At 72.5% G+C, this 12593-nt stretch carries 11 protein-coding genes; 7 read left to right on the top strand and 4 right to left on the bottom strand.

The genetic code is table 11. From position 1 onward, the window contains the following. Window positions 1-25: 25 nt before the first annotated feature. The gene (locus OG698_RS38850) at window positions 26-799 is read right to left on the bottom strand and encodes an MHYT domain-containing protein (protein WP_406108686.1); all 774 of its coding nucleotides are present in this window, start codon (window positions 797-799) and stop codon (window positions 26-28) included. A 227-nt stretch (window positions 800-1026) separates the two neighbouring features. On the opposite strand from OG698_RS38850, the gene OG698_RS38845 reads away from it, so the two are divergent. Further along, window positions 1027-1626, top strand: a complete 600-nt coding sequence (locus OG698_RS38845; RefSeq protein ID WP_406108684.1) for a class I SAM-dependent methyltransferase — start codon at window positions 1027-1029, stop codon at window positions 1624-1626. A gap of 38 nt (window positions 1627-1664) precedes the next feature. Here OG698_RS38845 and OG698_RS38840 read toward each other — a convergent pair whose 3' ends face one another. Further along, the gene (locus OG698_RS38840) at window positions 1665-2432 is read right to left on the bottom strand and encodes an alpha/beta hydrolase (RefSeq protein ID WP_329582192.1); all 768 of its coding nucleotides are present in this window, start codon (window positions 2430-2432) and stop codon (window positions 1665-1667) included. Window positions 2433-2568: 136 nt separating this feature from the next. Between OG698_RS38840 and OG698_RS38835 the strand changes: the two genes are divergently transcribed. The 4 genes from OG698_RS38835 to OG698_RS38820 all read left to right on the top strand — a co-directional run bounded on the left by OG698_RS38835 (window position 2569) and on the right by OG698_RS38820 (window position 6248). After that, the gene (locus tag OG698_RS38835) at window positions 2569-3096 is read left to right on the top strand and encodes a PadR family transcriptional regulator (protein WP_406108682.1); all 528 of its coding nucleotides are present in this window, start codon (window positions 2569-2571) and stop codon (window positions 3094-3096) included. A gap of 96 nt (window positions 3097-3192) precedes the next feature. After that, window positions 3193-3489 carry a hypothetical protein gene (locus OG698_RS38830; RefSeq protein WP_406108680.1) on the top strand — a complete coding sequence of 99 codons (297 nt, stop codon included), beginning with the start codon at window positions 3193-3195 and terminating at the stop codon, window positions 3487-3489. A 179-nt stretch (window positions 3490-3668) separates the two neighbouring features. After that, window positions 3669-4673: a hypothetical protein gene (locus OG698_RS38825; protein WP_406108678.1), complete on the top strand. Its 1005-nt coding sequence runs from the start codon at window positions 3669-3671 to the stop codon at window positions 4671-4673. A 171-nt stretch (window positions 4674-4844) separates the two neighbouring features. Further along, entirely contained in the window at window positions 4845-6248 is a 1404-nt protein-coding gene (locus OG698_RS38820; RefSeq protein WP_406108676.1) for a tannase/feruloyl esterase family alpha/beta hydrolase, read from the top strand. Between the two features lie 9 nt (window positions 6249-6257). On the opposite strand, the gene OG698_RS38815 is transcribed toward OG698_RS38820, so the two are convergent. Together OG698_RS38815 and OG698_RS38810 are read right to left on the bottom strand one after the other, a co-directional pair. After that, a complete protein-coding gene (locus tag OG698_RS38815; RefSeq protein WP_100598451.1) occupies window positions 6258-6440 on the bottom strand; it encodes a hypothetical protein in 183 nt (60 codons plus the stop codon). A gap of 238 nt (window positions 6441-6678) precedes the next feature. Next, window positions 6679-7734 carry a fatty acid desaturase family protein gene (locus OG698_RS38810; RefSeq protein ID WP_406108674.1) on the bottom strand — a complete coding sequence of 352 codons (1056 nt, stop codon included), beginning with the start codon at window positions 7732-7734 and terminating at the stop codon, window positions 6679-6681. A 355-nt stretch (window positions 7735-8089) separates the two neighbouring features. Between OG698_RS38810 and OG698_RS38805 the strand changes: the two genes are divergently transcribed. Continuing rightward, a complete protein-coding gene (locus OG698_RS38805; protein ID WP_406108673.1) occupies window positions 8090-10960 on the top strand; it encodes a DEAD/DEAH box helicase in 2871 nt (956 codons plus the stop codon). Next, window positions 10957-12294 carry an SWF or SNF family helicase gene (locus OG698_RS38800; RefSeq protein ID WP_406108671.1) on the top strand — a complete coding sequence of 446 codons (1338 nt, stop codon included), beginning with the start codon at window positions 10957-10959 and terminating at the stop codon, window positions 12292-12294. Before OG698_RS38805 ends, OG698_RS38800 begins: the two co-directional genes overlap by 4 nt. Window positions 12295-12593 lie beyond the last annotated feature (299 nt).

Genomic DNA, 12593 nt, shown 5'->3' with positions numbered 1-12593 from the left:
GAAGGGTGACGGCGCCGGTCCGCTGTCAGCGGGCGACGCTCTCGACGGGCCGCTGGGCCGACGCGGAGGCCTCGCGCTCCCCCGTGGTGGGGGACAGCGCGACGAACGCGGAGGTCAGGAAGAGGTAGGACCCGAGGCCGACGGCGAGGGGGAAGATGAACTGCATCGCCGTGGCCCCGGGCAGGGTCGCCGCGGAGGACGCGACCTTCACGCTCACCGCCATCATTCCGGTGTAGTGCATGCTGGTCACCGCGCCTCCCATGACGAGGCAGGCGACCGCGACAGCGGCGGGCGACTTGATGTTGAGCCCCGCCCAGAGGGCGGCTGTCGCGGCGACGACGGCAATGGCGACGGAGAGCCCCACGAGCAGCGGGTCGTAGCGCACCTGGCCGTGCAGGCGCAGCGCCGCCATGCCCAGGTAGTGCATGCTCGCGACGCCGAGCCCCGTGGTGAGCCCGCCGAGGGCGAGGGCCCGGTTGCGGTCGCGGCCGTAGCCGACGGCGAAGACGCCGACGCCCACGACGGCCACGGCGACGACCAGGCTGAGGACGGTGAGCGGCACGTTGTAGCGGATCTCCGTACCGGTGATGCCGAAGCCGAGCATGGCCACGAAGTGCATCGTCCAGATGCCGGTGCCGATCGCGGACGCCGCCGTGATCAGCCAGTTGCGCCGCGAACGGCCGGCGGCGCCAAGGGCGCGGACGGTGCAGCGCAGACCGAGCGCGGCGCCGATGGAGGCCATCACGTATGACAGCACGGGGGTAAGCCAGCCGAAGGTGGCGTGGTCCAGGTGTCCCATGGCTCCGGGACGCTAGACCTGTTGAGGGCGCACAGCAGGGGCGCATTTCGAAAGGTGCTGGAATATGACAGAGAGACGCACCTGAACGATCGCGTCAGGCTCGAACATGTGCACCGTCCGCGCATGCGGCGGTTTCGGTTCGCATCGGTTCTCATCGGTCGCATGCGGAGTTTTCGATCCCCTACACGCGCCTGCGCCCCCGCCCGCACGCGAGAGATCATGGAGTCATGAGCGACGACCACACGCACGTACAGGAGTTCTTCGCGGCCCGCGCGGCCCACTGGGACACACGGTTCCCCGACGACGGTCCGCGCTTCGAGGCGGCCGTCGCCGAGCTGGGGCTCCGTGCGGGCGACCGGGTGCTCGACGCGGGATGCGGCACTGGGCGCGCCCTGCCGGCGCTCAGGGACGCCGTGGGGCCTTCGGGAGCCGTACTCGGCGTCGACCTGACTCCCGCGATGCTGGAGGCCGCCGTGCGGGCGGGACGGGATCGCGCCGGCTCGCTGATGCTCGCCGACGTGACGCGCCTGCCGGTACGGTCCGACTCGCTCGACGCCGTCTTCGGCTCCGGACTTGTCGCGCACCTGCCCCAACCCCGGGAAAATCTGCGCGAGTTGGCGAGGGTGGTGCGCCCGGGCGGACTCCTCGCACTGTTCCACCCCATCGGGCGGGCGGCACTGGCCGCCCGGCAGGGCCGCGAACTCACCCCGGACGACCTGCGCGCCGAGCCGAACCTCCGCTCACTGCTTGCCGGTTCGGGCTGGCAGATGACGTCGTACGTGGATGAGGACGACCGCTTCCTGGCGCTGGCGGAGTGCCGGGCCTGACGCCGTAGGGGCGTTGGCCGCGTTGGCCTCATGCCGGGCTACGCGATGGCGTGGTCGCCCGCGACCGCCGCCGCGAAGGCCTCCGCGTTGTCGAACATGATGTTGTGCCCGGCGTCGGGCACGGTGCGCACACGTACGCCCGCGGCCTCGAGGCCCGCGCGGTCCGCGAGTTCACCGCTGCGCGCGCCCTGCAGATACAGGCGGTCGATGTCCAGGTCCATGAGCATCCGCCGCATGGTGGGGCGGGTGCCGCGGGCGAGCCCGACGGCGGTGCGGTGCAGGGCGAGGGGGTCCGCGAGGCGCATGGTGGCCGCCCACAGGGGGCCGATCTTGGCGAGCACGCGCGCGTGGCCGCCGCCCGTGACGTACTCGTCCTCCCCGTAAGAGGCGATTCCGCTGCTGCCCTCCACGCGGGGAGGGTACGGGTCGAGGTTGGCCTCGGTGAGCACGAGCCGCGACACGAGGTCGGGACGCCGGTGGGCGAGGACGATCGCCACGGCGCCGCCCATGCTGTGCGCGACGAGCTCGGCGCCGGACGCGCCGGATGCGTCGAGAGCGGCCGCCAGGGCGTCGGCGTGGTCGTCCAGCGAGTACCCGAAGTCGGCCGGCCGGTCACTGATGCCGTGCCCCGGCAGGTCGACGAACAGCGAACGACGGCCCGCGAGTTCAGGCCTGCCGGCTATATGCGCGTGGTAGACGGTCGAGGCGGACCCCAGCCCATGGACGTACACCCGCGACGCCCCGTCCCCATCGGCCTCGACCCAGCGGATGTGGCTCTCCTGCGAGTCGAACCGGGCCTGCTTCATCATGCGCCCCCACTCCCTCTCCCCAGCAACCGCACAGCCCCGCCCTTACGGGGCACTCCGTAGAGCATACATCGGCGTCGATGTATTGCCAGACCGATGTACACCGAACCCGGAGGGAGTACGGCACAATGAGGGCATGCTGGAACTCGCCATCCTCGGCTTCCTCTACGACGCCCCTCTGCACGGTTACGAGCTGCGCAAACGAATCACGGCACTGACCGGCCACGTGCGGCCCGTCGCCGAGAGCACGCTCTATCCGGCGATCAAGCGCCTGGAGAAGGCGGGCCTGCTCACCCGCGAGACACAGCCGGGGTCGGTCGCGGCCCAGCGCCACGTCCTCAGCCTGACCGCCGCGGGCCGGGAGGAACTCCGCGGCAGGCTGGCAGAGCCCGGGCGGGCCGACATCACCGACGAGAACCGCTGGTTCACGGTCCTCGCGTTCCTGAGACACCTCGACGACCCGTCGGCGCAGGCGACGGTGCTCGGGCGCAGGCTGGCGTTCCTCGAGGAACCGGCCAGCTTCTTCTACGACGGTGAACGTCCGCTGCGCGCCGAGGAGTTGGACGACCCGTTCCGCCGCGGCATCCTCACCATCGCCCGCGCGACCAGCAGGGCCGAACTCGCCTGGCTGCGCTCCACCCTCGCGGACTTGCGAGCACCGTAGACGAAACCCTTCTGAGCCCTTCTGACGCTCGAACTCCCGCTCTAGGTTGGTGATGTGACTCACCGTCGCACACGACACGAGGGGAAGGTGGCGTACATGTTCGACAGACTCCGCAAGGCCTTGGCCACACGGACGCCGGCCGGCACGAACGTCACCGAACGGCCGCGCAAGCGGCCGCACAACCTCTTCGAGGCGGCGGCCACCTATGTCTCGGCGTCCGTCGAGGACGACGAGGACAGGCTTGCCGAGGCCGCGACGTGGGTGTCTCCGGAGGCCCTGACGTTCGGCATCAACGAACTCGCGTGCCGCGCGGTCGTCGCGCTCGCGCGGGAACGCGGCGAGTCACCCCAGGTCGTGGCGCGGACGCTGCTCGGCCTGCCCGCCGCCACCTGACCCGCGACGCCCGTCGGCTCTCCACGGAAGGCACACGAAGTGCGCACGGGATCTTGGCATGGTCCGCCCACGGGTCGCCACACCGGGTCCCCGGGAAGAATTTCCAGCTCAACGCCCTCGACGATCTCCACCGCGACTGGTTAGGGTGCGCCGACGGACGAAGCTCAGGGGAGGCTGGCATGGCCGGGACGGACGACGCGGTCGCCGCCGGGGACGACGCGCTGTACGTACTGACGGCGGTGTTGCTGACCCCTGCGAAGTTCCCCAGCGTGCTCGGGGACGACTACCCGGAGGCATGCGCCGCACTCGGGCTCGCACCCCTCGCCGACGGGTACGGGCTCGTACTCGGGCAGGACGGGGCGGGGGCGCGCTGGACCGTCGTCATCGACGACGTGTCCCTCGTCGCCGTCGCCATCGCATCCTGGGACTGCGGCATGGAGTACGAGTTGTCGCCCGACGAACGCACGGTGGTCTCGGCGCTGCCGGGGTGGCCGCTCGCCCTGTCCGTGTCCGCGCCGGGAGTCCCCGCCCCGCACGACCCGGAGCACGACCCCGAGATCATGGACGGTCCGCCCCTCACGCCGCCGAACACGGAGACATGGGGCCCCGCCCAACGGCGCCTCGGCGCCGACGAGATCGCCCTCCAGTGGGCGTCCTGGCGGGACCAGATCGACGACAGTGCGTTCTTGACGGACGGCACGGACGGCACGGACGGCACGGACGACGCGAACGACGCGAACGTCACGGGTGGCACAGAGGGCTCCGATGGCGCGGCTGGTGCGGAGACCCCGGAGAGGGCAGGCGGCACGGGCTCTGACCGCCCGGACGCCGACAGCACGGCCACCCCCGATTCCGGCGACGCCACCGCCGCCGCTCCCGCGGCAAGCGGCCCCGAGGCGCAGAGCGCCCCTGCCCCGCACGCCGGCGTCCGGCGGGTCCTCGCCGAGGTGCGCGCCTACGTGGACAGCCCTCCGCCCCTGGGCCGTGTCCGGTCGGCGTTCGCGTCCGGGGATGCCAGGACGCTCCGGGCCGACGGTCCCGGCTGGTCGATGGTGGCCCGGACGGACGACATCGCGTTCGTGCTCCTGGACGACGAGCCCGGTGAGGTGCTGCCCGTGGGGCGGGGCCCCGAGCTGCCCGGCCTCCTGGAAGCGCTCGACAAGATGGCCGTACGCCCCTCCTGACTCCTCTGCGCGGCGAGCCGCCGCCCCGCCGCGCACACCGCCCCACCCCCAGCCCCACATACCGCTCCCCTCCCCCATGTGGCGCCGGCCCATGGCCCGGTGACCCGTCCCGCCCGCACGATGGCCCCGCTCGTCACCCCTGCCGGTCCCTCGTCGTCGCGGAGGCTCCCCATGCGCGTGCCCGGAACAGTCCCCCTCTTCGCCACCGCCCTGCTGGCGCTGGCCGCCTCGGGGCCGGTGCCCGCAGGAGCCGCCACGGAGAGCGGCGGGGGCGGGGCCCACTGCGCACACCAGGAGCGGGTGCACGTCCCGGGTGCCGCCCTTCAACAGAGCGCCTGCCTGGGCGACTTGACGACAGCGGGCCTGGCCGGAACCCCGTACACCGACAGCGCCGACCAGGCGGGCCTCACCGCGAAGGGGACCCGCAACCCGTCCGGCGTCCCCGGTTCGCAGATCGACGGGTACTTCCCGGACGGCTCCAAGACCAATACGACGCACGGCTGGCAGCACGACGCCCAGTTCGTGATCAGGCTGCCCGACCACTGGAACGGCGGCCTCGTGGTGACCGGCTCACCCGGAAACCGTAAGCAGTACTCGACGGACGCGGCGATCTCCGACCGGGTCCTGGCCCAGGGTTACGCCTACGCGGCGACCGACAAGGGCAACACCGGACCCGACTTCTACCGCGACGGAAAGCGCCCCGGCGACGCGATCGCCGAGTGGAACAACCGGACCACTCAACTCACCAGAGCGGCGAAGAAGGCCGTGGCCCAGCGCTACGGGCGGGCCCCGCACCGGACGTACATGACCGGGATCTCCAACGCCGGCTATCTGACGCGCTGGCAGCTCGAGAACCATCCCGAGCTGTACGACGGAGGCGTCGACTGGGAGGGAACCCTCTGGACCACGGACGGCCCGAACCCGCTCACCTCGCTGCCGACCGCCGTCGCCTACGGGCTCGGGAAGGCCGACGACGACGATCTGTATCGCGTGGGCTTCGCGCGCGGGTCCGAATTCCTGTGGGCCTACCACCAGAAGGCCTACTGGGGGATCACGCAGAAGATCTACCGCGCCGAGTTCGACCCCTCGTACGACTCCAAGTGCCCCGGCCCGTCGGCGGGTTCGACGACGGACGAGCTGCTCGCGCCGTGCGCGTCCGACGTCTCCTACGACTACGCGGCACGCCCCGCCTCCGTACACCGGGCCGTCGCGCGGGTCGCGCTGAGCGGGCGGATCGGCAAGCCGCTGATCACGCTCCAGGGCGACCTGGACACCCTGCTTCCGATCGCGGCCGACGCCGATGTGTACGGGCGGATGGTCGACGACCGGGGGCGCGGCCGCCTGCACCGCTCGTACACCGTGCAGGACGGCACGCACACCGATGGTCTCTACGACACCTATCCCGACCGGCTGCGTCCCGTGCTGCCCTGCTACCGGTCCGCGTTCGACCTGCTCACCGCGTGGGTGGAGGACGGTGCGCGGCCGCCCGCCGACCACACGATCGCCAGGCCGGCGAGCGGCGACGTCGTCAACAACTGCTCGGCGGCGGCAGCGGCCGCGGCCACTCGCCCGTAGCACCGCCTGTCAGCGGCCTATCTCCCTGCGCGAGGCGCGGCGGAGCCTGCGCCGCTGAGAGGGGTCAAGCGCCAGATAGGCCGCCGTGGGCACCCCGAGCACGATCAGGAGTGACGCCCACCAGGGCAGCCAGATCAACAGGATCAGTCCGGCCGCCACACCTCCTGCGGCGATCTTCGCGTTCCTCGACATGTCCGTCGCCTCCTTCGGGGGCTGCAAACCGCCCTCGCCATGAGAGGCGGGCCCCCGCCTCTACTCTCTGAAACGGACTCGCGGCCCGGGCGGTTCCTGTTCACGACCCTGAGACACCCCTGAGTCTCCACCCTGACGCACCCCTGAGCCCGGCGCAGCCCCGCGCAGGGCGCACGCCCTGAGACCGGGGCAAGGAACCCGGGGCTCAGGGCTGCACAGGACCCGCCGAGAAGGTGGGTCACTCCATGCGCAGCGGCTCCCCGACCTCGTACATGTGGCGCAGGGCCTGCCGGTAGGAGTCGACGAGACCGGTCTCCGTGAAGGGGATGCCCAGGTCGCGGCAGTGGGCCTTGACGAGGGGCTGGGCCAGGCGCAGGTGGGGGCGGGGCATGCTCGGGAAGAGGTGGTGCTCGATCTGATAATTGAGGCCGCCGAGGAACCAGTCGGTCAGTGCGCCGCCCTTGATGTTGCGGGAGGTGAGCACCTGCCGGCGCAGGTGGCCCCAGCGCTCGCCGTCCGGGTCGGGCATCTCCATGCCCTTGTGGTTCGGCGCGAAGGCCATACCGAGGTGCAGGCCGAAGAGTGCCTGGTGGATCGCCGCGAAGGCGAGGGCGTGGCCGAGCGGCATGGTGGTCAGGAGCAGGGCCACGTAGCCGACGACGTGGGCGACGAGGAGGAGTCCTTCCACGGCGCGTTCGCGCGGGGACTGGCGGCGCAGGTCCTGGAAGCCGGACAGCTTCAGGGCGAGGCCCTCCAGGAGGGTCAGCGGGAAGAACAGCCAGGCCTGGTTGCGGGTGAGCCAGCGGCGGAAGCCGGAGCGCGCCGCGGCCTGCTTGCTCGTGAAGACGAGGACGTCGGCGGCCACGTCGGGGTCCTTGTCGATGTGGTTGGGGTTGGCGTGGTGCCGGTTGTGCTTGTCGTTCCACCAGCTGTAGCTCATGCCGAGCAGGAGATTGCCGTGGATGAGCCCGATGAGCCGGCTCACGGCGCGGTTGCCGGTGATCTGCGCGTGGCCGGCGTCGTGCCCCACGAAGGCGGTACGCGCGCAGAGCACGGCGAGGACGGGAGCGAGGGCGAGGACCCACCAGGAACCGCCGATGAGGGCCATGCCCGTGCCGACGGCGGCGAGGGACAGGGCGTTCAGCGCGATGTTGCGCACGTACCAGCCGGTGCGCCGCTCCAGGAGGTCCTGGCTCTTGACGGTGCGCAGCAGCGGCGTGAACTCGCTTCCTTGCGGCTGCGTCCCGTTCGTACCTGAGGAATGGTCCACTACGGGTTCGACGGCCAGGGTCATGGCGAGGTCTCCGGTCTCTGGGCATGGCAATAGGCCTGTGATGGGCACGGCGATGGGCGGGGCGGGGTGTGGCGAGAGATGTGGGGATGGACGTACCGTCCGGACGCCCCGCTCACGAGACGGCCTGACCTCAACAAACCTAGAAATCAGCGGCCTTGGACACCATGACGCCACCACCCGACTGCGCGCGGGGTTAGCACCGCCCCCGGAGGGGGGCTAGCTCCACCCCTTCCGGACAGGAGTGACCGGCATCACCTTGTGACGCGGCACGCTGGGCGGAGTCTTGGGGTACCCTCGGCGATTCCGCCCGGTAGTCAAATTTGAGGAATACGTCATCGCTGCCCACAGGCATCCCGTGGCAACACTCCCCGAGATCTCCGAACTGGTCCGCTGCTGCACGGTCTTCGCGCCCGGGGACCCGGCACGCGAAGGAAGAGTCGCCTTCTGGCGCCCCGACGGCGGCAGGCCCCCGCACACGGAGGCCGGCACGCCCGAGGAGCTGAGCCTCGCCCTGCCCGCAGACGCCGGTGCCGAGCGCGCGTCCGTACCCGCCGTCCTGCTGCCCGTACGCGCCGCGTTGCCGGTCCTCACGCGCGCGCGTGCCACCGCGCAGGCGCACCCGACCGCCGTCTTCTGGGGCGCCGCCTCCGTGCTCGCCCTACAGTTCGCGGCGCGCGGCCTGCTGCTGCCCGGGCTCACCACGACCGATCACGACGCCTGGCGCGCGGGCCCGTTGCGGGCCGAGGACCTGGAGCGGGTCAGGGAACTGGCCGCCGCGATGCCGCCCGAGGCCCACGCGACACCCCTGGACGGACCGGAGCCCCTCCGCCTCCCCGCGCCCGAGGCGCTGCTGCGCGCCTTCCTCGACGCCGTCGCCGACACTCTGCCCCGCTCCCCCGCGGCGAGCCTCGCGGCGGGCGCGCCGGCCTTCGCCGCGACCGAGCCGCAGCAGGTGCCCGAACACCGCGCGTGGGCCGCCGATGTCGCCGCGGGACACGACGCGGGCGTGCGGATCTCGCTGCGCGTCGAGGTGCCGGGCCTCGACCGGGCCGTACCGGGAGCCGAGGACGAGGAGCGCGTCGCCTTCCGCGCCGTGCTCCAGATGCACAGTGTCAGCGACCCCGCGCTGGTCGCCGACGCCACCGAGGTCTGGGCGGCGTCAGGCGCTTCGGTCCAGGCCTTCGGGCCGCGGGCCCGCATGGACACCCTGCTCGCGCTGCGCCGCGCCGCCCGCGCCTGGACGCCCCTCGCGCCGCTGCTCTCGGCGGCCGTCCCCGACGCCCTCGACCTGGCGGACGAGGAGATCACCGACCTACTGGGCGCCGGCGCGCGGGCCCTCGCGGCGGCGGGTGTCGACGTGCACTGGCCCCGGCAGCTGGCGCGCCGGCTGAGCGCACGCGCGGTCATCGGCCCTCCGGGCGAGGGGTCACCCGGAGGGGAGAACCCCGACCGATTCCGGACGACCACCCCGTCGTTCCTCTCCGCGGACGCCCTCCTCGCGTTCAACTGGCGCTTCGCGCTGGGCGACCGGGAGCTGAGCCGGGAGGAGCTCGACCGGCTGGCCGAAGCCAACCGGCCCGTCGTGCGGCTGCGCGACCAGTGGGTCCTCATCGACCCCGAGGAGGCCCGGCGCGCCCGCGAGCACCAGGACCGCAAGGTCACGCCGATCGACGCGCTCGGCGCGGTCCTGACGGGCTCCACGGAGGTCGACGGCCGCCGCGTCGACGTCCACCCGACGGGCTGGCTGGCGGAGTTGCGGGAGCGCCTCGCCGACCCGGAGGGCATGGCGCCCGTCGGACAGCCCGCCGCGCTGGCCGCCGACCTGCGCGACTATCAGCTGCGCGGCCTGAACTGGCTGGCCCGGATGACCTCCCTCGGCCTCGGCGCCTGCCTCGCCGACGACATGGGCCTCGGCAAGACGATCACGCTGATCGCCCTCCACCTGCACCGGCAGACCGCCCCGGAGACCGCCGCCCCGACCCTCGTCGTCTGCCCCACGTCCCTCATGGGCAACTGGCAGCGCGAGATCGAGAGGTTCGCGCCCGGCACCCCCGTACGCCGCTTCCACGGCGGGCGCCGCAGCCTGGAGGATCTCGATCCCGGTGAATTCGTGCTCACCACGTACGGCACGATGCGGCTCGACGCCGCGCAGCTCGCGGGCGTCGACTGGGGCATGGTCGTCACCGACGAGGCGCAGCACGTCAAGAACCCGCACTCGGCGACCGCGAAGGAGCTGCGGACCATCGGTGCACGCGCGCGCGTGGCGCTCACCGGCACCCCCGTGGAGAACAACCTGTCCGAGCTGTGGGCGATCCTCGACTGGACGACCCCGGGGCTGCTCGGAAAGCTCGGCACGTTCCGCACGCGTTACGCCCGCGCGGTCGAGGAGGGCAAGGACCCCGGCGCCGCCCAGCGCCTCTCCCAACTCGTGCGCCCCTTCCTGCTCAGGCGCCGCAAGTCGGACCCCGGCATCGCACCCGAGCTTCCGCCGAAGACCGAGACCGACCGCGCCGTGTCGCTCACCACCGAACAGACCGGGCTCTACGAGGCCGTGGTGCGCGAGACGCTCGCCGAGATCTCCGGGGCGGACGGCATCGCCCGGCGCGGGCTGATCGTCAAACTCCTCACCGGGCTCAAGCAGATCTGCAACCACCCGGCCCAGTTCCTCAAGGAGGACGCGCCGCGTATCCCCGGCCGCTCCGGCAAGCTGGAACTGCTCGACGAACTGCTCGACACGATCCTCTCGGAGGACGCGAGCGTGCTGGTCTTCACCCAGTACGTGCAGATGGGTCGCCTCATCGAGCAGCATCTGGCCGCTCGCGGCGTGGCCTCGCAGTTCCTCCACGGCGGCACGCCCGTCGCCGCGCGCGAGGCGATGGTGGGGCGCTTCCAGGAGGGCGCGGTGCCCGTCTTCCTGCTCTCCCTCAAGGCCGCGGGTACGGGTCTCAACCTCACCCGCGCCGAACACGTCGTGCACTACGACCGCTGGTGGAACCCCGCGGTCGAGGCGCAGGCGACGGACCGCGCGTACCGGATCGGGCAGAACAGGCCGGTGCAGGTCCACCGGCTGATCGCGGAGGGGACGATCGAGGACCGGATCGCAGACATGCTGGTACGCAAGCGGGAGTTGGCCGACGCGGTGCTCGGCTCCGGCGAGGCCGCCCTGACCGAACTGACCGATTCCGAACTGGCCGATCTGGTCGAGCTGCGAGGGGGCGCACGATGACGGACCGTCACGAGTACGAGGACGACCTGTTCGACACCGAAGGCGAAAGTGACGGGGCCGACGCATCGGATGAGGAGCGTGTCTTCGCGGCACTGGCGGCCGTCCAGGGGCGCGGCTTCGCGCAGTCGTGGTGGGGGCAGACCTGGCTCAAGGCGCTGGAGGACACGGCACTCGACCTTCAGCAGCTGAAGGCGGGGCGCGCTCTGGCGCGCGGCGGGTCCGTGGGGGCCGTCTCGGTGCGGCCGGGGCGGGTCACCGCGCTCGTCAAGGACCGGGGTGGCGCCGTGTACCGCGCCGACGTGCTGCTGCAACGGCTGAGCGAGGAAGAGTGGGACCGGTTCCTCGGGATGGCGGTCGAGCGGGCCGGGCACATCGCGGCGCTGCTCGACCGCGAGATGCCGCCGCACCTGGTCGAGGACGCGGCGGCGGCCGGCGTGGAACTGCTGCCCGGTATCGGCGACTTGGAGCCGCGCTGCGGGTGTGACGCGTGGGACCACTGTGCCCACACGGCGGCGCTCTGCTATCAGCTGGGCCGTCTCCTCGACCAGGATCCGTTCGTACTGCTGCTGATGCGCGGGCGCGGCGAGCGGGTGCTGCTCGACGAACTCCAGGTGCGCAGCGTCGCGTCCGCCTCGGCCGGGTCCGCGGACGAGGAGACCGACGAGGGGCCGGTGGACGCGGACGGCGTCGACGCCACTGAGGCGTTCGCGGCCGGGAGCATACTGCCGCCGCTGCCCGCCGCTCCCCCGGTGCCGCCCGAGGCGGCGGTCGTACCGTCGCTGGACACGGAGACGGAGCCGCCCGCCGGGACGGATGTGGCGGCGCTGGAGTTCCTCGGGGCGCGGGCGGCGGCCGAGGCGCACCGGATGCTGACGGATGCGCTGACTCCGGGTCACGAACTTCGCGCTCCGGACGATGAGTTGACGATTGATCAGGATGCTGTCCGGCTGGCTGCGGGCTCGCCCCAGGCGTGGATCGGGGCCCGGCTCGCGGATGGTTCGGGTCGGGACCGCGAGGGCCTCGCGGCGGCGGTGCTGGCGTGGGAACACGGAGGCACCGCCGCCCTGTACGTCCTGGAGGACGAGTGGACGCCGGACGCGGAGACCGCGGCACGCGCGCGTACCGCAGTCGAAGCGGCCTGGGACGCCGGGGAGCGCCCGCCGTTGCGGGAGACCCGCAACCGGTGGACGGCCACCGGCACGGGTGCGCAGGCGCGCCTGGGCCGCGACGGCCGCTGGTGGCCGTACCGCAAGAACCACGACCGTTGGCTCCCGGCGGGGCCTGCGGCCCACGACCCGGCCGCGGCCCTGTCGACTGCCGCCGGGGACGAGTGACGGCCGGCTGGGGCGGGCGCACACGTGCACCTGCCCCGGCCGGCCATCCGTACAGACAAGTGACGGCAGGTCGAGGTGGGCGCCCACCTGCGCCCATCCCCGCTGGCCATCCCGTCCGGCGAACGCCTGCCGGCCGCTGCCCCCCGTGGGGCCCGCGACCCACGACCCGGCTGCCGCGCTCTCGGCCGCCGCCACGGACGAGTGGCCTCCGGCCGGGGTGGGCGCACCGCGCCCGCAAGCGCTTACTCCCGCTCCCTACCGAACCCACCCCGCCCTCCGTAAGATCCCCGGCGCAAGTG

Origin of the sequence: Streptomyces sp. NBC_01003 (assembly GCF_045162695.1) — a bacterium.
Classification (GTDB): Bacteria; Actinomycetota; Actinomycetes; order Streptomycetales; family Streptomycetaceae; genus Streptomyces.
The sequence above is the reverse complement of the archived record's forward strand: the minus strand, read 5'-3'. Positions and strand labels throughout refer to the sequence as shown.

Excerpts from the sequence above, each read along its gene's own strand:
- OG698_RS38820 (WP_406108676.1), top strand. The coding sequence starts at position 4,845 with ATGCGCGTGCCCGGAACAGTCCCCCTCTTCGCCACCGCCCTGCTGGCG.
- OG698_RS38845 (WP_406108684.1), top strand. The coding sequence starts at position 1,027 with ATGAGCGACGACCACACGCACGTACAGGAGTTCTTCGCGGCCCGCGCG.
- OG698_RS38810 (WP_406108674.1), bottom strand. The coding sequence starts at position 7,734 with ATGACCCTGGCCGTCGAACCCGTAGTGGACCATTCCTCAGGTACGAAC.
- OG698_RS38840 (WP_329582192.1), bottom strand. The coding sequence starts at position 2,432 with ATGAAGCAGGCCCGGTTCGACTCGCAGGAGAGCCACATCCGCTGGGTC.
- OG698_RS38850 (WP_406108686.1), bottom strand. The coding sequence starts at position 799 with ATGGGACACCTGGACCACGCCACCTTCGGCTGGCTTACCCCCGTGCTG.
- OG698_RS38825 (WP_406108678.1), top strand. The coding sequence starts at position 3,669 with ATGGCCGGGACGGACGACGCGGTCGCCGCCGGGGACGACGCGCTGTAC.
- OG698_RS38835 (WP_406108682.1), top strand. The coding sequence starts at position 2,569 with ATGCTGGAACTCGCCATCCTCGGCTTCCTCTACGACGCCCCTCTGCAC.
- OG698_RS38800 (WP_406108671.1), top strand. The coding sequence starts at position 10,957 with ATGACGGACCGTCACGAGTACGAGGACGACCTGTTCGACACCGAAGGC.
- OG698_RS38830 (WP_406108680.1), top strand. The coding sequence starts at position 3,193 with ATGTTCGACAGACTCCGCAAGGCCTTGGCCACACGGACGCCGGCCGGC.
- OG698_RS38815 (WP_100598451.1), bottom strand. The coding sequence starts at position 6,440 with ATGTCGAGGAACGCGAAGATCGCCGCAGGAGGTGTGGCGGCCGGACTG.